Raw genomic sequence first — 18,941 nt, forward strand, 5'->3', positions numbered from 1 at the left:
GCAACGACCACTAGAACCTAGGGTTCGGGGAGGGCCTCCTCACGTACGCGACGCGTCAGCCCGCTGTCCGCGGTCGAGGAGTACGCGCCGCGTCCCGCCCCGGCTGCCGCAGCAGCAGCGCGATCGCGGCCGCCATCAGGGACACGCCGCCGGCCAGCGCGTACGCGCCGTCGTAGCCCCAGGCCGCGACCACCATGGAGCCGAGGCCGCCGCCGAACAGCCCGCTGACCAGCTTGCCGCTGTAGACCAGGCCGTAGTTGGTGGCGTTGTAGTTCTCGCCGAAGTAGTCCGGCGTGAGCGCCGCGAACAGCGGGTAGAACGCGCCGCCGCCGAAGCCGGACAGGAAGGCGAAGAACAGGAACAGCCCCTCGCTCTTGATGTCCCCGGCCCAGATCACGCCGAACTGGGCGAGGCCCAGGACGACGATGACGAACACCAGGGTGGACCTGCGCCCCCACCTGTCGGACAGCCAGCCCACGACACCGCGGCCGATGCCGTTGATGACCGCCATGATCCCCATCGAGGACGCCGCCACCAGCGGTCCGAAGCCCACCTCCTTGGCGTAGTCGACCTGGAAGGAGATCCCGAAGATCGACACACCCGCGGTCATCACGACGGAGATCCACATCAAGGGCAGCATGCCGGTCCTGATGGCCTCCCTCGGCGTGTACTGCCGTACCGCAGGAGGGTTCTTGGCGAGGCCGGCGGCGTTCTTCCGGTTGCCGGAGTACGTGAGCGGGTCGATGTCGGCGGGCCACCAGTTCTTCGGCGGGTCCTTGAAGAAGAACGCACACCCGAACACCACGATCACGATGTAGCAGCCGATGAGGTCCAGCACCCGGTGGTAGTTCGCGGAGTCGAAGCCGTAGTTGAAGATGAAGATGAACGGCAGCGACCCGTACGCGAACCCGCCGTTGACGAAGCCGGTCCTCGCGCCACGCCGCTCGGGGAACCACTTGCCGACCATGTTGATGCAGGTCGCGTAGACCAGTCCGGCGCCGATGCCGCCGACGACGCCGAAGCCGAGGATCGCGAGCCGGACGTCGCTCAGGTGCGACAGGGCGAGGAACCCGACGACGCACATGAGGGAGCCGACGTACATGGCCGCCCGCGCGGTCAGGATGCCCCTCTCGCGCAGCCAGCCCGCCGGGAAGGCGATGCCGGCCTGGAAGAACACCCAGACGCTGAGGATCCAGAAGGTGTTGCGCTGCGTCCAGCCGTGGGCGTGGGACAGGGTGTCCTCCGCCGAGCCGTACGCGTATTCGAAGACGCTGATGGCCATCATGGCGATCCACGGCAGGTACACCATGAGCCCCCGGGAGTGACCGAGGATGTCCCGGTCGCTCTCGCCCACGCGGTAGACACGGCCGTGGGAGTCGGTCACTTCACGGTAGGGACGGTTCGCGGCGTCGGGAGGTGCAGATGAGCTGTTCGATGCGACGGGGTCAGCCGTCATGTCACGCCATCTCCTCGCCGAGCGGGTGCGGGTTGGGGACGATGCGCCGGGCCTTCGTCGGCCTGCCCGGTGCCTTGAGGAAGAGCGCCAGCACCGCGGAGGCCAGGCCTATGGAGCCCGCTATGACGAACGCGCCCTCGTAGTCCCACGCGTCGACCACGACCGCGCCCATCCCGGATCCCACGAGCCCCGAGATCAGCTTCGAGCTGTAGACCATGCCGTAGTTGGAGGCGTTGTTGTTCTCACCGAAGTAGTCCGCCGTCATGGCCGCGAACAGCGGGAAGATCGCGCCGCCGCCGAACCCGGAGACCATGGAGCAGAACAGGAAGAACGGCATGCTGCCCATCTGGCCGGACACCAGCACGCCGAACTGGGCGGTCCCCAGCACCAGACACACGATGATCAGTGTGTTGCGGCGGCCGAACTTGTCGGAGATCCAGCCGATCACGCCGCGTCCAGTGCCGTTGACGATCGCCTTCAGGGACATCGCCGTCGCCACGATGCCGCCCGCGAAGCCCATGTCCTTGCCGAACGGCACCTGGAAGGCGATGCCGAAGATGTTGATGCCCGCCGTGCACAGCAGACAGAACCACATCATCCACAGGACGGGTGTCCGCGCGGCCTCCTTGGGGGTGTACTGCTTGACCGCCGGCGGGTTCTTCTCGAGCGCCCGGCGGATCTTCGGGTCGTCGGTCTGCTTGAGCGGGTCGACGTGTGCGGGCCACCAGTTCTTCGGCGGGTCCTTGAAGAACCAGCCCGCGGCGGCGACGACGGCGCAGCAGATCACGCCCACCATCACCAGGACGACCTGGTAGTTGCTCAGGTCCATGTACGAGGTGAACAGGAACACGAAGGGCACCGAGCCGTAGGCGAAGCCGCCGTTGACCATGCCGGTCTTGCCGCCCTTGCGCTCCGGGTACCACTTGCCGACCATGTTCACGCAGGTCGCGTAGACGAGGCCGGCGCCGATGCCGCTGCACATGCCGAAGCCGAGGTAGGCGACGAACACGTTCGGCGCGTACGCGAGGGAGAGATACCCGAGGATCGTGCCCAGTGCGCCGAGCATCATCGCGTACCGCGCGGGGAGCTTTCCGCTCTCCCGCAGCTGCCCGGCGGGGAAGGCGACGGCCGCCTGGAAGAACACCCAGACGCCCATCAGCCAGAAGATGTGCCCGTTGTCCCACAGATGCGCCTCGTGCAGAGTGTCCTCGGCGGAGGTGAACGCGTACTCCGAGGAGCTGATCCCCATCATGCCGATCCACGGGAAGAGCACCATGGTCCATCGTGGCCGGCCCATGATGTCCCGGTCGGTCTCGCCGATCCGGTACAGGCGGCCGTTGTGGTCCGTCACCTCCCTGTAGGGAACGGACGTCGAGAAGTCGGTGGCTGTCATGTGTGTCGCACCCCTTGCGTCGAAAGTTCTGGCCAGCGCCCCCTGTCCAATGCCTTTCGTGTGCGCACGGGTCCCGGGGCCGGCCGACGCGCACCGTCGGCCGGCCCCGTGTCCACTCACCTCATGAACCGCCCCCCAAGAGTCGTGCCGCCCGCGCCCAGCGGTACTTCGCGCCGAGCACGGCCACCGGCTTCTCGGTCGTGTACGGGTACGCCACGACCCCTCGCTCGTACAGGTACTGGCAGGCCTCCTCGACCTCCACGTCGCCCGCCAGCGACGCCACCACCGGCTTTGCGATCCCGCGCTCCCGGAACTCGGCCACCACGCGCGCGGTGAGCTCCGCGAAGACCATCGGAGGAGTGACGATGGTGTGCCAGTAGCCGAGGACGAGAGCATGGATGCGCGGATCCTCCAGGCCGAGCCGGATCGTCGCCTCGTACGTCGACGGCGGCTCGCCGCCGGTGATGTCCACCGGGTTGCCCGCGGCCCCGAAGGGCGGGATGAACTCCCTGAAGGACGCGTCCAGGTCCGGCGGGATCTCCATCAGGGTGAGGCCGTTGTCGGTCACCGCGTCGGACAGCAGCACACCGCTGCCGCCGGCCCCGGTGATGATCACGATGTTGTCGCCCTGCGGAGTGGGAAGCACCGGCAACGCGCGCGCGTACTCCAGCATCTCGTTCAGCCCGGGAGCCCGGATGACCCCGGCCTGCTTCAGGATGTCGTCGTAGACGGCGTCGTCCCCGGCGAGAGCACCGGTGTGCGAGCCGGCGGCCTTCGCACCCGCCGCCGTACGCCCCGCCTTCAGCACCACGACCGGCTTCTTCGGTACGGTCGCCCGCGCGGCCTGGACGAAGGCGCGCCCGTCCTTGAGGTCCTCCAGGTGCATAGCGATGCACTCGGTGTGCGGGTCCTCGCCGAACCAGGTCAGCAGGTCGTCCTCGTCCAGGTCCGACTTGTTGCCGAGGCCCACGATCGCCGACACGCCCGTCTTCGTGGTCCGCGCGAAGCCCAGGATGGCCATCCCGATGCCACCGGACTGCGAGGTCAGGGCGACCCCGCCCTTGACGTCGTACGGCGTGCAGAACGTGGCGCACAGGTCCTGCCACGTCGAGTAGTAGCCGTAGATGTTCGGCCCCAGCAGCCGGACGCCGTGCCGCTCCGCGATCGCCACGATCTCCGCCTGCAGCGCGTGTTCACCGGTCTCCGCGAACCCGGAGGGGATCAGGACGGCGTTCGGGATCCTCTTGCGTCCCACCTCCTGAAGGGCCGAGGCCACGAACTTGGCGGGGATCGCGAAGACCGCCACATCCACCTCACCGGGAACGTCGGTGACACTCTTGTACGCCTTGCGGCCCAGAATGTCATCGGCCTTGGGGTTCACCGGATGGATCTCCCCGGAGAAGCCGCCGTCGATGAGGTTGCGCATCACCGAGTTGCCGATCTTGCCCTGCTCGTTGGAGGCGCCGATGACGGCAACCGAGCTCGGCTGCATCAGCCGGCGCATGGTCGTCAGGATTTCGTCGCGTGTATACCGCCGACGGGATTTCGGCTGCGACTCGGAGACGATCACCCGGATATCGGCGGCGACCGCGCCCTCCGCAGTGGCGATCACCGGATTCAGATCGACCTCGGCGATCTCCGGGAAGTCCGCGACCAGTTGGGACACCCGGCGGATCTGCTCCGCGATCGCCCACCGGTCCACGGCCGGCGCGCCGCGCACCCCGTGCAGGATCTGAGCCGACCGGATCGAGTCGAGCATGGACAGCGCCTCGTCCGCGTCGACCGGCGCCAGCCGGAAGGTGACGTCCTTGAGGACCTCGACGAGCACCCCGCCGAGCCCGAAGGCCACGACCTTCCCGAACGTCGGGTCGGAGACCGCGCCGACGATGACCTCCTGCCCCTGGGGCAGCAGCTCCTGCACCTGTACACCCTCGATACGGGCTTGCGGGCTGTACGCGCGCGCGTTGTCGATGATCTTGTGGAACGCCGCCCTTACGTCGGTGGCGCCCTCGACTCCGACGATCACCCCGCCGGCGTCGGTCTTGTGCAGGATGTCGGGCGAGACGATCTTCATCACGACCGGGCCACCGAAGCGCGCCGCGTACGCCACGGCCTCCTCGACGTCGGTCGCCAGCTCCTCCCCGGGTACGGCGATCCCGTACGCGTCGGCGATCACCTTGCCCTCGGGAGCGGTCAGCGCCGTGCGTCCCTCGGCCCGCACGGAGTCGAGGAGCGAGCGCACCCTCAGGAGGCGGTCTTCGGCCATCACGTCAGATCACTCCGTTCGACTTGAGCAGGCGCAGTTCCTCGTCGCCGAGGCCGAGTTCGCCGATGTAGACCTCTTCGTTGTGCTCGCCGAGCAACGGTGAACTGTTCACCTCGACGGGGGAGTCGGAGAGCTTCAGCGGGCTGCCCACGGTCACGAACTCGCCCCGCTCGGGGTGCGGCACCGTGACGACCATCTCGTTGGCGACCAGCGAGGAGTCCTCGATGATCTCCTTGGTGGACAGGATCGGCCCGCACGGGATGTTGTGGGCGTTGAGCTTCTCCAGCACGTCCCACTTCGGGAGCGTCGAGGACCACTCCTCGATCAGCTGGAACATCTTGCCCAGCTTGGGCAGCCGGGCCTCCGGCGTCGCCCACTCGGGGTCGTCGGCCAGTTCCGGCCGGCCGATGAGCTCGCTGAGCGGCTGCCAGCCGACGGGCTGCACGATGACGTACACATAGTCGTTGGGACCGCCAGGCGCGCACTTGACCGCCCAGCCGGGCTGCCCGCCGCCGGATGCGTTTCCGGACCGGGGAACCTCGTCGCCGAAGTCGTCGTTCGGATATTCAGCGAGCGGGCCGTGTGCCAGGCGCTGCTGGTCGCGCAGCTTCACCCGGCAGAGGTTGAGCACAGCGTGCTGCATGGCCACATTGACCCGCTGACCGCGCCCGGTGTTCTCCCGCTGGTACAGCGCCGCGAGAATCCCCGCCACGGCGTGGACACCCGTGCCCGAGTCCCCGATCTGGGCCCCCGTCGCCAGCGGCGGCCCGTCCTCGAAACCGGTGGTCGACATCGACCCGCCCATGGCCTGCGCCACGACCTCGTACGCCTTGAAGTTGGTGTACGGACCGTCGCCGAACCCCTTGATGGAGGCATAGACGGTCCGCGGATTGATCTCCTGGATGCGGTCCCAGGTGAAGCCCATACGGTCGACCGCGCCCGGTCCGAAGTTCTCGACCATGACGTCCGAGCGTCGGATCAGCTCGGTGAGGATCTCCTTGCCGCGCTCGGTCTTGGTGTTGAGCGTGATGCTCCGCTTGTTGCAGTTGAGCATCGTGAAGTAGAGGGAGTCGACGTCCGGGAGGTCGCGCAACTGCTTGCGCGTGATGTCACCGGTCGGCGCCTCCAGCTTGACGACGTCCGCGCCGAGCCAGGCGAGGAGCTGGGTCGCGGAGGGCCCGGACTGGACGTGGGTCATGTCCAGGACGCGGATGCCTTCGAGTGCCTTGGTGGTCACCGGGCTCACCTCACTTGTACATGGTCTGGTTCATGGTTCCGGGGGCGTACGCGTCCGGGTCGACCCAGACGTTGATCAGCGACGGCTTGCCCGACTCGCGGGCGCGCCGGAGCGCGGGGCCGATGTCGGCGGGGTCGCGGACCTCCTCGCCGTAACCGCCGAGCATCTGGGCGAACTTGTCGTAGTGGACGTCGCCGAGGGTGTTGCCGACGCGCTCGCGTTCCTCGCCGTACTTGGCCTTCTGGCCGTAACGGATCTGGTTCATGGAGGAGTTGTTGCCGACGATGCCGACGAAGGGGAGGTCGTAGCGGACGAGGGTCTCGAAGTCCCAGCCGGTGAGGGAGAAGGCGCCGTCGCCGAAGAGGGCCACCACTTCCTTGTCGGGCCGAGCCTGCTTGGCCGCGAGCACGAAGGGGACGCCGACGCCGAGCGTGCCCAGCGGGCCCGGGTCCATCCAGTGCCCGGGTGACTTGGGCTGCACGACCTGCCCGGAGAAGGTGACGATGTCGCCGCCGTCACCGATGTAGATGGAGTCCTCGGTGAGGAAGTCGTTGATCTCGCTGACCAGCCGGTACGGGTGGATCGGCGAGGCGTTGGACTTCAGGCTCGGCAGCCGCTTCTCGATCGCCGTCTGCTCCGCGGCGCGCAGCTCGTCGAGCCACTCCTTGCGCTTCGACGCACCCCCGTTGACGCGACCGGAGGCCGCCTCGGTCACCGACTTCAGCACCAGCCCGGCATCGCCCACGATCCCGAGGTCGATGTCGCGGTTCTTGCCGACGGTCCGGTAGTCGAGGTCGATCTGCACGACGGTCGCGTCCGGCGACAGTCGCTTGCCGTAGCCCATGCGGAAGTCGAAAGGCGTGCCGACGATCACGATGACGTCGGCGTTCGAGAAGGCGTACCGGCGCGACAGCTGGAAGTGGTGCGGGTCGCCGGGCGGCAGAGTGCCCCGTCCCGCGCCGTTCATGTACGCCGGGATGTTGAGGGTCCGTACGAGCTCGACGGCCTCCTCGGTGCCGCGCGTCGTCCACACCTGACTGCCCAGCAGAATCGCCGGCTTCTCGGCGTGCACGAGCAGGTCGGCGAGCTTCTCGATCGCCTCGGGGTCGCCGGCCGAGCGGGTGGAGGCGCGGTAGGCGCCGGGCTTCGGTACGCGCGCCTTCCCCACCGGCACCTTGGCGTCGAGGACGTCGCGCGGGATCTCCAGGAAGGAGGGGCCGGGCGCGCCGTGGTAGCACTCGCGGAACGCCATCGACACCATGTCCGCCGCCCGGGCCGTGTCCGGCACGGCCGCCGCGAACTTGGTGATCGGCGTCATCATGTCGACGTGCGGCAGGTCCTGGAGGGACCCCATCTTGTGCTGGGTGAGGGCGCCTTGCCCGCCGATCAGCAGCATCGGGGACTCCGCACGGAAGGCGTTGGCGACACCGGTGACGGCGTCGGTCGTACCGGGACCGGCGGTGACGACCGCGCAGCCGGGCTTGCCGGTGATGCGCGCGTAACCGTCGGCGGCATGGGCGGCGACCTGTTCGTGCCGGACGTCGACGACTTCTATGCCCTCGTCGACGCAGCCGTCGTAGATGTCGATGATGTGGCCGCCGCACAGCGTGTAGATGCGGTCGACCCCCTCGGCCTTCAGCGCTTTGGCAACGAGATGACCACCGGAAATGACGTCCTGGGTGTCGTCGGGCATGGCGAAGTCCTGTCCCTTCGTAGGGGGTGGGAACGCTCTCGCGGTACATTGCATACAGTCGACGAATACTGTATGAACCTTGTTATCCCGCATCCGGTGGGTGGTGTCCAGGGGGTGTGCGGCACTTTTGAGTCAGGAGCCGAAATGGACCTGTACGAACACCAGGCAAGGGAACTCTTCGAAGAACACGGCATCTTGGTGCCGAGGGCCGACGTGACGGACTCACCCAAGAGGGCGCGGGAGATCGCCCGGTCCCTGGGTGGGCGGGTGGTCGTGAAGGCCCAGGTGAAGACCGGTGGGCGAGGGAAGGCCGGCGGCGTGAAACTCGCGGCCGATCCGGCCGCCGCGGAACTGACGGCACGCCAGATCCTCGGTATGGACATCAAGGGTCACAGGGTCGGCGCGGTGATGCTCGCCCAACCCGTGGACATCGAGGCGGAGTTCTACGTCTCCTACGTCCTCGACCGTGCGGCGGGCCGTTTCCTCGCCATCGCCTCGGCGGAGGGCGGTATGGAGATCGAGGAGGTCGCCGCCAGTCGACCGGATTCCGTCGCCCGTATGCACATCGACCCGGCCGAGGGCGTCACCTCGGTGAAGGCCGCGCAGATCGCCGAGGCCGCCGGACTCCCGCCGCAGACCGTGGACGTCCTCGTCCGGCTGTGGGAGGTGCTGGTCCGCGAGGACGCCGTCCTCGTCGAGGTGAACCCGCTCGTCCGCACCAGGCAGGGGCGGATCCTCGCCCTCGACGGCAAGGTCACCCTCGACGACAACGCCCGCTTCCGGCAGGCCCGTTGGGGAGCCGAGGGTGCCGCGCACGACGACCCCCTGGAGGCGACGGCCGCCGCCAAGGGCCTCAACTACGTCAAGCTCGACGGCGAGGTGGGCATCATCGGCAACGGTGCCGGCCTCGTCATGTCGACCCTCGACGTGGTCGCCGGCTGCGGAGCCCGCCCCGCCAACTTCCTCGACATCGGCGGCGGGGCGTCGGCCCGGATCATGGCCGACGGGCTGTCGGTCATCCTCTCCGACCCAGCGGTGATGTCCGTCTTCGTCAACGTCTTCGGCGGGATCACCGCCTGCGACGCGGTGGCCGACGGCATCGTGCGGGCCCTGGACACGATCCAGTTGACCCGGCCGCTCGTCGTGCGCCTCGACGGCAACAACGCCGCCCGGGGCCGCGCGATCCTCGACGAGCGCGCCCATCCGCTGGTCCAGCAGGCCCCCACCATGGACGGCGCCGCCCGCCGTGCCGCCCAACTCGCCACCGCAGCCTGAGGAGACGGACATGGCGATCTATCTCACCAAGGAAAGCAAGGTCCTCGTCCAGGGCATGACCGGTGGCGAGGGCATGAAGCACACCCGGCGCATGCTCGCGGCCGGCACCAACGTCGTCGGTGGCGTCAACCCGCGCAAGGCCGGCCGCACCGTCGACTTCGACGACCGGGCCGTACCCGTCTTCGGGTCGGTCGCCGACGGTATACGGTCGACCGGCGCCGATGTCACCGTCGTCTTCGTACCGCCCGCCTTCGCCAAGGCGGCCGTCATCGAGGCCGCCGACGCGGGCATCGGCCTCGCGGTCGTCATCACGGAGGGCATCCCGGTCCACGACTCCGTCGCCTTCACCACGTACGCGAAGCAGAGAGGCACCCGGATCATCGGTCCCAACTGCCCGGGCCTGATCACCCCCGGACAGTCCAACGCGGGCATCATCCCGGCCGACATCACCAAACCGGGCCGCATCGGCCTGGTGTCCAAGTCCGGCACGCTCACCTACCAACTCATGTACGAACTCCGCGACATCGGCTTCTCGACCTGCGTCGGCATCGGCGGCGACCCGGTCGTCGGCACCACCCACATCGACTGCCTCGCCGCCTTCCAGGACGACCCCGACACCGGACTCATCGTCCTGATCGGGGAGATCGGCGGCGACGCGGAGGAACGCGCGGCCGCGTACATCCGCGCGCACGTCACCAAGCCCGTCGTCGGCTACATCGCCGGTTTCACCGCGCCCGAAGGCAAGACCATGGGACACGCGGGCGCGATCGTCTCCGGTTCGTCCGGCACGGCACAGGCGAAGAAGGCGGCGCTGGAGGCGGTCGGAGTGCGGGTGGGGAGCACGCCGACGGAAACCGCGCAGCTGGTCCTGACGAAGCTGGGGGCGTGACGTCACTCATAGTTGACGCGAGGTCACTTTCAGGAGTCGAGGTGCCTCGCTAGCGTCACTTCACCGCCATGCACGACCCGCCCCCGACTGTGCACCGAGAGCGGAGAACCCCGATGGCAACCACCCTCACCCTCAAATCAGGCACCTCGTGGACCGACGCCTGGCAGCGCTGCCTCGCCGTCGCCCCCGAGGCCTTCCAGGACGATCGTGTCCTCAACCTCTGGGACTGCGCCTGGCGGGCCGACGGCCGGGCACTGCCCGCCACCAGTCCCGTCGACGGCAGCCCGATCGCGGGCCCGCCGCGGCTGGACCAGGCCACCGCCCATCAGGCCGTACGCGCCTCGCTCGACCAGCACCGCGCCTGGCGGCACATCCCCCTCGACGAGCGCCGCGCCCGCGTCGCCGCAACCCTCGACGCCCTCACCGCGCACCGCGAACTGCTGGCGCTGCTTCTCGTCTGGGAGATCGGCAAGCCCTGGCGGCTCGCGCAGGCGGACGTCGACCGGGCCATCGACGGCGTGCGCTGGTACGTCGACGGCATCGAGCCCATGGCCGACGGCCGGGCCCCGCTGGACGGCCCGGTGTCCAACATCGCGAGCTGGAACTACCCGATGAGCGTGCTCGTTCACGCATTGCTGGTACAGGCATTGGCAGGCAACGCGGTCATCGCCAAGACCCCGACCGACGGCGGTGTCGCCTGTCTGACGCTGGCCTCGGCGCTCGCCGCCCGCGAGGGGGTTCCCGTCACCCTCGTCAGCGGCAGCGGAGGAGAGCTGTCCCAGGCGCTGGTGCGGGCGCCCGAGATCGGCTGTGTCTCCTTCGTCGGCGGCCGCGACACCGGCGCCGCGGTGGCCACGGCCGTCGCCGACCTCGGCAAGCGTCACATACTCGAACAGGAAGGACTCAACACCTGGGGCCTGTGGAACTACACGGACTGGGACGCGTTCACGGCGGTCGTCCCCAAGCTCTTCGACTACGGCAAGCAGCGCTGCACGGCGTACCCGCGCTTCGTCGTCCAGCGGCAGCTGTTCGACGAGTTCCTGGCGGCGTACCTCCCGGCGGTCCGCACGCTCAGGGTCGGCCACCCGCTCGCCGTCGAGCAGCCCGACGCGCCCTGCCCGGAGCTGGACTTCGGGCCGGTGATCAACGCGGCCAAAGCCAAGGAGCTGCGCGACCAGGTGGCCGAGGCCGTCGACCGCGGCGCCGTACCGCTGCATCGCGGCAAGCCGGCCGACGCCCGATTCCTGCCCGGCCAGGACACCTCGGCGTACGTCCAGCCGGTCACGTTGCTCAACCCGCCCCCGTCCTCCCCCCTGCACCACGCGGAACCCTTCGGCCCGGTCGACACCATCGTCCTGGTCGACACGGAGGCGGAGCTGCTGGCCGCGATGAACGCGTCCAACGGCGCGCTGGTGGCCACGCTGTCGACGGACGACCGGGCGACCTTCGACCGGCTCGCCCCGCAGATCCGGGCGTTCAAGGTCGGGCACGGCAAGCCGCGCTCCCGGGGCGACCGCGACGAGCTGTTCGGCGGATTCGGCGCGTCCTGGCGCGGGGCGTTCGTGGGCGGAGAGCTGCTGGTGCGCGCCGTGACACAGGGTCCGGCGGGGGAGAGGCTGCCCGGGAACTTCCCGGACCACCACCTCATGCCGTGACGGGTCGGCGTCGCCGGCGATGCCGCCCCCGGGAGCGGGTGGCGCGTGCCGGCGACGCCGAGACCAGCACGGTCGTCATGGTCGCCACTGACTCCGGAGTCGGCGTTCGCGCGACGGATACGCAGGTGAAAGGCACCCCGAAACCTTGGTATTGTTGTCCCTGTCGCCCCGGGGTACACCCCTGGCAAGGCGGCAGACACCTGGTCCGGGTGGCGGAATGGCAGACGCGCTAGCTTGAGGTGCTAGTGCCCTTTATCGGGCGTGGGGGTTCAAGTCCCCCCTCGGACACATACCCATACTGTGCACCCACCACTGGTGCCGACCGTGCTTCGGTCGGCACCAGTGGCGTTTTCGTGCTCACATGCACCTCGAATAAAGAAACGCTTGCGTTTCGCTTAGGGTCTCCGTAGTCTCGGTACGAAACTGTTTCGTATCGATGGGAGTCCGGGGCATGCCCAGCCGCCGCAGCAGCCAGCCGGAAACGATCGCCGCGCTGTGTGCGGCCGCCGGAGCCGTCGCCGTCATCGCCGCCCGCGTGGTCCCGACCACCGTGCGGGCCTCGTGATGGCGGCCTCTGCGGTGCTCCTGGCCGTCGTACTCTCGCTGGTCTCGGCGATCTGCTACGCCACGGCCGCCGTGGTCCAGGAACGGACCGCCGCGGACACCGCGAGCGTGCGCGGCGCGCTGACCCGCGGCTCGTGGTGGTGGTCCGTGGTCCTCAACGGCACCGGTGCGTTGCTGCACGTGGTGGCCCTGCGGTACGGGCCGCTGACCCTGGTGCAGCCGCTCGGCGCGCTCAGTCTCGTGGTGGCGGTGCCCCTGGGCTCGCTGGTCGCCCGTCGCCGGACCTCGGGCGGCCAATGGCGCGGTATGGCCCTCACCCTCGCCGGGCTGACCGCACTGCTGACCGTCACCGCCTCGGGCCACGCGCCGGACGACACCTTGCACACCACCGAGGTCCTCCTGGTCGCGCTCGCCGCCGCCACCGTCATCGCGGTGCTCGTGCGCTTCACCCCGGGTCGCTCCGCCTTGGCCGGCCTCTCGTTCGCGGCGGCCTCCGGCATCGCCTCCGGGATCGGCTCCACGCTGGCGCAGAAGCTCGCGGTCGGGCCGGAGCTCTCCTGGAGCGTGGCGCTGGTGGCGGCTCTGACCGTCGCGTTCGCCGTGGCCGGGTTGCTGCTCTCCCAGAAGGCGTACCGCGGCGGTCTCGGCGGGCCGCTCGCCCTGCTCACCCTCCTCAACCCCGTTACCGCGTCCGCCATCGGCATCGTCCTGCTCGGCGAAGGCTTCCGGTTCGGAGCGACGGGCACCGTGGTCGCGCTCGCCGGTGCCGCGGCGGCCGTGCACGGCGTGATCCTGCTCAGCCGTCCCCAGACCCGCCGTGAGCGTCCTGGTCATCGTGACCGCCGGCACGGCGTCCACGACCGGCCGCGCGTGCCGTTCCCGGCAGCGCGGGGTGCCGTGCCGGGCCTGCGACCCAGCCGGCTCTTGCGGTCCGGGCCGCCATCCACCGGGCCGCTGCGCCCGGTCACCGCTGACATCACCGGCCCCGGCCGGGCCATCCGAGAGAGAGCACCAATATGACGACTCTTCAACTGCCCCCTCGCACCGCTGTCCGCGCGGCGGGACTGGTGGACGTACCCGCCGTGGTACGCCTGTTCGCCCCGCCTCCGGCCTCGCTGCGGCCGTCGGTCCCGGGTCCGGACAGGGCCGCCGTGGACAGGGCCGCCATGGACTGGACCGACGTGGACTGGGAGCAGACACAGCGCGCCATGCGGCTGATGCTGGCCCACCACGCTCTCGAAGAGGGACACGTGTGGGTGGCCGAGCGTGCGGACGGCGCGCTCCTCGCGGCCGGTGTCTGGCTGCCGCCCGGCACCGGGAGCGAGCCTCCCGACACGGGTGTCAGCAGTCTCCTCGCCCGTGAACTCGGCATCTGCCCGCCGGAACACCCGGCCCTGTCGACGGCACTGAAAGCGGCCGGGCCCGACGAGCCGCACTGGACTGTGGTCACCGTCTGCGCGCCGGACGCCACGGAGGCCCGGGACCGTACCGTGGTCGCCGAGCTGCTGGCCCCCGGGTTGCGCGCCGTCGACGACGAGGACGCCACCGTCGTCGCGATCACGGTCTCCGCCCGCCATGCGGACCAGCTGCGGCCCCTCGGGTTCCGTCGGCCGCGCGAAGTGCACGTCGCTCCGGGCGCGAGCGTTTGGCTGGCGGCCCGGCATCCGACAAGCCATCCGCGGCAGTCCCGCTAGAGATTTTCGAGGTCGAGGACTCCCTTGCCTTCAGGCGGTCGTCCCCTCAGGCGGTCAGCAGGGGCCGAGTTGTCCGGCGAAGAGGACGAACAGACGGTACTCGTCGCGGTTGTGGCCGACGATCAGCTCCACGTCCCGCCCGCGCCGCCCGCCAGCGCCTCCCAGGGCGACGTGGGCAGCACCTCGCCGTCGATGACAGGGGAGAAGAGACTGAGCGTGTGCGCCAACGAGCCCCAGCGGCCCTCGTACTGCCGCGTCTTCGGCTCCAGCGCCTGCCCGGCCGCCGCCAGTTGTCGCGGATCCACGCCGGACAGCTCCCTGACCGTAGGACGCAGGCCCGCCTCGGCGGCGAGGACGGCTCCGACGTCCCGGGCCAGGGCGGCGGAGAAGAACGTGCCCGGCACGCTCTGGCCGACGGCCATCCGGAACAGTAAGGCGGTCTTCTGCGCCGCGATCATGCCCGCCTTCGGCGTCAAGTCCGGCCGCGTCGACAACACCCCCATCGAGGCCGGCCCCGACGCCCTCACCTGCACAACTCCCGTAGGGACGTTGAGGCCATCGGCAACGTCGGCGCCGTCGGCCGCTCCGGCGACCTCGGCGCTCTTCCCTACGCCGTTCGAGTGGTCGCGCCCCGGAGACGGGCGTACGGTCGAACGGTGGACCGCAGTGGACGGAACCGTTCACTGCCCCCTCGCGAGGGTTCGACCCCCGAGAGTGCGATCTGCCATGACGAGCCCGCAGCCGACGCCCCCAGCACAGACCACCGCCAGGGAACCCGGCGATGGCGGGAGCCCCATGGCCCTGCTGGTCATCGCGTCGTGCCAGCTGATGGTGGTGCTGGACATCACCATCGTGAACATCGCGTTGCCGCACATCCAGCGCTCCCTGGACTTCTCCACGGCCGGCCTGTCCTGGGTGGTCAACGCCTACACCCTCACCTTCGGCGGTCTGCTGCTGCTCGGCGGCCGGACCGGCGACATCCTCGGCAGGCGGCGCGTCTTCATCTTCGGGGTCCTGCTCTTCGTGCTCGCCTCCCTGCTCGGCGGGCTCGCCCAGAACGCCGGCCAACTCCTCGCCGCCCGCGCGCTCCAGGGCGTCGGCGGTGCCATCGCGTCACCGACCGCCCTCGCCCTGATCAGTACGACCTTCCGCGAAGGGCCCGCGCGCAACCGGGCCTTCGGGGTCTTCGCCGCGGTCTCGGCGGGCGGCGGCGCGATCGGACTGCTCGCGGGCGGGATGCTCGTCGAATGGCTGAACTGGCGATGGGTGCTCTTCGTCAACGTCCCGATCGGGTTGCTCATCGCCCTCGCCACGCCCCGCTGGATCAAGGAGTCCGAACGCCATCCCGGCCACTTCGACATCGCCGGTGCGCTCACCTCCACCGTGGGGATGGTGCTGCTGGTGTACGGATTCATCAGGGCAGCTCAAGACGGCTGGCGGGACGGGCTCACGCTGGCCTCGTTCGCCGCGGCTGTCGTCGTCCTCGCGACCTTCATCCTGATCGAGCGGCGTTCCAGGCAGCCGATCACGCCGCTGCACATGTTCGCCGACCGTAACCGTTCGGGCACGTACGGCATCATGCTGTGCCTGGCCGCCGCGATCTTCGGCATGTTCTTCTTCCTCACGCTCTTCACGCAGAACGTGCTGGACTTCAGCCCTCTGCGGACCGGGCTCGCCTTCCTACCGGTCAGCGTGGTCATCGCGATCGGCGCCGGGCTGGCATCGCGGTTCCTGCCCGTATACGGCCCCAAGCCCTTCATGGTGGTGGGCGCGATCCTGGCAGCGTCGGGCCTGGCCTGGCTGACCCTCACCGACGTCCACTCCACCTACGCGGGCAGCGTCCTCGGGCCGCTCCTCGTGTTCAGCCTGGGCATGGGCATGGAGTTCGTCTCGCTGACCCTGATGGCGCTCTCCAACGTCTCCATCCGGGAGACCGGCGCCGCCTCCGGGCTCCTCAACGCCACCCAGCAGGTCGGCGGCTCGCTCGGCCTGTCCATCCTGGTCACGATGTTCGGTACGGCCAGCAGGAACGAGGCGGAGGAGCAGATCCCGCGCTTCCTGGCGCAGGCGACCCCGGCCGAGCGGCTGCGCTTCGAACGCACCGGTGATCTTCCGCCGCCCTGGGCCGATGAGGTCCTCACCGCCGGCGTGTCGGCCGCTTTCATCGCGGCGGCGATCTTCGCCGTGGTCGCCGCGCTGATCGCCTTCCTGGTCATCGAGGTCCGCCCGTCCGACGTGGAACGCCTCAAGGGCGGGGTGGGCCCGGGGCCGGGCTGAGACAGGGTCCCCCCGGCGAAGGCGCGGGGGGACGAAAATCCCGTGCCCCGATCCTCCTCGGTTCCTTACACTCACCATGCAGCACATGCCGCCCATGCCAGCAACAGGGCCCGCGTGTGCCATGACGTGACAGGCGAGTGAGGGGAGACGGGCCGTGCGCGAGTGCACCGCTGTCGTCGTTCCCCGGCCGCAGTACGACGTGATCCTCGTGTCCTCGTCCCTCCGGTGCCCGCTGCGCGGCCGGTACCGGATGCCCGCGACGAACGACTGACGACCGCTCATCCCGACCGTTCAGCCCGACGGCTCACCCCGTGGCGCCCCGGCTTGCCTGCCGGCCTGCCGCTTGGCCTGCCGTGACATCCGTTTCGTCCGGGAATCGCGCTGCCCTGTCACAACACCGTCCGAAAGGCCAATGGGCCGTGCGCACTCACCTCAACCCCCTCGCCGTCGTCCGCAACCTGGGCATCCTCGCCCACGTCGACGCCGGCAAGACCACCGTCACCGAGCGGATCCTGTATGCCACCGGGACCACGCACAAGCGCGGCGAGGTCCACGACGGCACGACCGTCACCGACTTCGATCCGCAGGAGCGCGATCGCGGGATCACGATCTTCGCCGCGGCGGTGAGCTGCGCCTGGGACGGCCACCGGATCAACCTGATCGACACCCCCGGGCACGTGGACTTCGCCGACGAGGTGGAGCGCTCGCTGCGCGTGCTCGACGGCGCGGTCGCGGTGTTCGACGCTGTCGCCGGCGTGGAGCCGCAGAGCGAGTCGGTGTGGCGGCAGGCCGACCGGCACGGCGTGCCGAGGATCGCGTTCGTCAACAAACTGGACCGGGCCGGCGCCGACCTCGACACTGCGGTGGCGTCGATCCGGGAGCGGCTGCACCCGGCCCCGCTGGTCGTCCAGTTGCCCATCGGCAGCGAGGATGCCTTCACCGGCGTCGTCGATCTCGTCCGGCTGCGGGCGCTGACCTGGGCCGACGGCAGCGGGGCGGTCGAGGAGGGCCCGGTGCCGGACGCCCTGCGCGAGGAGGCGCTGCGGCGACGTCGGCTGCTGGAGGAGGCCGTGGCCGAGCTCCACCCGGGAGCGTTGGAGGAATTCTGTATGCAGACGACGCGCGACATGCCGTCGCTCGACGCGCCGTCGCTCAGTACGCAGACGCTCGTCGGCGCCCTGCGCGACCTGACCCGCAGCGGCGACGGCGTGGTCGTCCTGTGCGGTTCGGCCTACCGCAACCGTGGCATCGAGCCGCTGCTCGACGCCGTCGTCGCGTATCTGCCGTCGCCGCTGGACGTGCCCGCCGTACGCGGCACGCACGACGGAGCGCGGCAGGAGCGCGCCGCCGACCCGCGGGCGCCGTTCGCGGCTTTGGCGTTCAAGGTGAACGCGACCCCGACGGGACGGCTGACGTACCTGCGGGTGTATTCGGGAACCATCGAGAAGGGAGACGCGGTGCGGGACACGAGTGCGGGGCGCACCGAGCGCATCGGACGGATCCTGCGGGTCCAGGCCGACCGGCACGCCCGGCTGGAGACGGCGGTCGCCGGGGACATCGTCGCCGTGGTCGGGCTGAAGTCCGCCCGCGCCGGCTCGACCCTGTGCGCACCGGACGCTCCGCTCGTCCTCGAACCGCCGAGCGTGGCCGAACCGGTGGTCTCCGTCGCGGTCGAGGCGCGCCGGTCCACCGACACCGACCGGCTGGCCTCGGCGCTCGCCCGGCTGGCGGAGGAGGACCCGTCGCTGGTGGTCCGGACCGACCTCGAGACCGGCCAGACGGTGCTGTCCGGCATGGGCGAGCTGCATCTTGAGGTCGCGGTGGAGAAGGTACGGCGCGGCCACGGGCTGGACGTGGGCGTCGGCCGCCCTCGGGTGGCCTACCGCGAGACGGTCGTCCGCGGCGTGTCCGGACTGGTTTTCCGGCACGTCAAACAGGACGGCGGGGCGGGCCAGTTCGCCCATGTCGTGCTCGACGTGGAGCCGTGTGAGGACGGAGGCTTCGCGTTCGGCTCGACCGTCGTCGGCGGGCGCGTGCCGCAGGAGTACGTCCGGGCGGTCGAGGCCGGCTGCCGGGACGCCCTGGGCGAGGGGCCGCTCGGCGGGCATCCGGTGACCGGGCTGCGCGTCACCCTCACCGACGGGGCGACGCACGTGAAGGACTCCTCGGAGGCGGCCTTCCGCACGGCGGGCCGGTTCGCGCTCCGGGAAGCCCTGCGTGCCTGCGGGATGGCCGTACTGGAACCGGTCGTCGAGGTCACGGTCACCGTGCCGGAGGACGCCGTCGGCGCGGTGCTCGGCGACCTGGCCGCGCGCCGCGGCCGGGTCTCGAGTTCGACGGCACGGGCGGGTTCGGCGGTCGTCACCGCCGCCGTGCCGCTGGCCGAACTCTTCGGCTACGCGACCCGGTTGCGCAGCCGCACCCAGGGCCGCGGCACCTTCACGACCCGGCCGGCCGGCTACGCCCCGGCGCCGGTCGCGACGCCGACGCGGTAACAGGCGAGGCGGCCCCTCCCATACGCGGGCGGGGCCGCCGTCGGCCT

At 70.1% G+C, this 18,941-nt stretch carries 13 protein-coding genes and 1 tRNA gene; 8 read left to right on the forward strand and 6 right to left on the reverse strand.

Annotation, left to right across the window (positions count from 1 at the left end):
- Positions 1–55: 55 nt before the first annotated feature.
- The 5 genes from Q4V64_RS46115 to Q4V64_RS46135 form a co-directional block, all read right to left on the reverse strand.
- Entirely contained in the window at positions 56–1,456 is a 1,401-nt protein-coding gene (locus Q4V64_RS46115; protein WP_124437798.1) for an OFA family MFS transporter, read from the reverse strand.
- A 1-nt stretch (position 1,457) separates the two neighbouring features.
- Positions 1,458–2,849, reverse strand: coding sequence for an OFA family MFS transporter (locus Q4V64_RS46120; RefSeq protein WP_124437797.1), 1,392 nt, complete (start codon positions 2,847–2,849; stop codon positions 1,458–1,460).
- A gap of 121 nt (positions 2,850–2,970) precedes the next feature.
- Positions 2,971–5,115 carry an acetate--CoA ligase family protein gene (locus Q4V64_RS46125; RefSeq protein WP_124437796.1) on the reverse strand — a complete coding sequence of 715 codons (2,145 nt, stop codon included), beginning with the start codon at positions 5,113–5,115 and terminating at the stop codon, positions 2,971–2,973.
- Between the two features lie 4 nt (positions 5,116–5,119).
- The gene (gene frc / locus Q4V64_RS46130) at positions 5,120–6,352 is read right to left on the reverse strand and encodes a formyl-CoA transferase (protein WP_124437795.1); all 1,233 of its coding nucleotides are present in this window, start codon (positions 6,350–6,352) and stop codon (positions 5,120–5,122) included.
- Between the two features lie 10 nt (positions 6,353–6,362).
- Positions 6,363–8,045 (reverse strand): thiamine pyrophosphate-binding protein, encoded by a 1,683-nt coding sequence (locus Q4V64_RS46135; protein WP_124437794.1) that lies wholly within the window; start codon positions 8,043–8,045, stop codon positions 6,363–6,365.
- A gap of 144 nt (positions 8,046–8,189) precedes the next feature.
- Between Q4V64_RS46135 and sucC the strand changes: the two genes are divergently transcribed.
- From sucC to Q4V64_RS46165, 6 genes are all read left to right on the forward strand, one after another.
- A complete protein-coding gene (gene sucC / locus Q4V64_RS46140; protein WP_124437793.1) occupies positions 8,190–9,320 on the forward strand; it encodes an ADP-forming succinate--CoA ligase subunit beta in 1,131 nt (376 codons plus the stop codon).
- Between the two features lie 10 nt (positions 9,321–9,330).
- Complete coding sequence (gene sucD / locus Q4V64_RS46145) at positions 9,331–10,209, forward strand: succinate--CoA ligase subunit alpha (RefSeq protein ID WP_124437792.1); 879 nt, start codon at positions 9,331–9,333, stop codon at positions 10,207–10,209.
- 113 nt (positions 10,210–10,322) lie between these two features.
- Positions 10,323–11,864 carry an aldehyde dehydrogenase family protein gene (locus Q4V64_RS46150; RefSeq protein WP_124437791.1) on the forward strand — a complete coding sequence of 514 codons (1,542 nt, stop codon included), beginning with the start codon at positions 10,323–10,325 and terminating at the stop codon, positions 11,862–11,864.
- A 203-nt stretch (positions 11,865–12,067) separates the two neighbouring features.
- Positions 12,068–12,152 (forward strand) — tRNA-Leu (locus Q4V64_RS46155).
- A 276-nt stretch (positions 12,153–12,428) separates the two neighbouring features.
- Positions 12,429–13,448, forward strand: coding sequence for a DMT family transporter (locus tag Q4V64_RS46160; protein WP_124437790.1), 1,020 nt, complete (start codon positions 12,429–12,431; stop codon positions 13,446–13,448).
- Positions 13,445–14,122, forward strand: coding sequence for a hypothetical protein (locus Q4V64_RS46165; RefSeq protein WP_124437789.1), 678 nt, complete (start codon positions 13,445–13,447; stop codon positions 14,120–14,122). Before Q4V64_RS46160 ends, Q4V64_RS46165 begins: the two co-directional genes overlap by 4 nt.
- 122 nt (positions 14,123–14,244) lie before the next feature.
- Here Q4V64_RS46165 and Q4V64_RS46170 read toward each other — a convergent pair whose 3' ends face one another.
- The gene (locus tag Q4V64_RS46170) at positions 14,245–14,598 is read right to left on the reverse strand and encodes a hypothetical protein (RefSeq protein ID WP_124437788.1); all 354 of its coding nucleotides are present in this window, start codon (positions 14,596–14,598) and stop codon (positions 14,245–14,247) included.
- A 250-nt stretch (positions 14,599–14,848) separates the two neighbouring features.
- On the opposite strand from Q4V64_RS46170, the gene Q4V64_RS46175 reads away from it, so the two are divergent.
- Positions 14,849–16,399 (forward strand): MFS transporter, encoded by a 1,551-nt coding sequence (locus Q4V64_RS46175; protein ID WP_124437787.1) that lies wholly within the window; start codon positions 14,849–14,851, stop codon positions 16,397–16,399.
- A 419-nt stretch (positions 16,400–16,818) separates the two neighbouring features.
- Entirely contained in the window at positions 16,819–18,894 is a 2,076-nt protein-coding gene (gene fusA / locus Q4V64_RS46180) for an elongation factor G (protein WP_124437786.1), read from the forward strand.
- Positions 18,895–18,941 lie beyond the last annotated feature (47 nt).

Source organism: Streptomyces sp. NL15-2K (assembly GCF_030551255.1).
Taxonomy (GTDB): domain Bacteria; phylum Actinomycetota; class Actinomycetes; order Streptomycetales; family Streptomycetaceae; genus Streptomyces.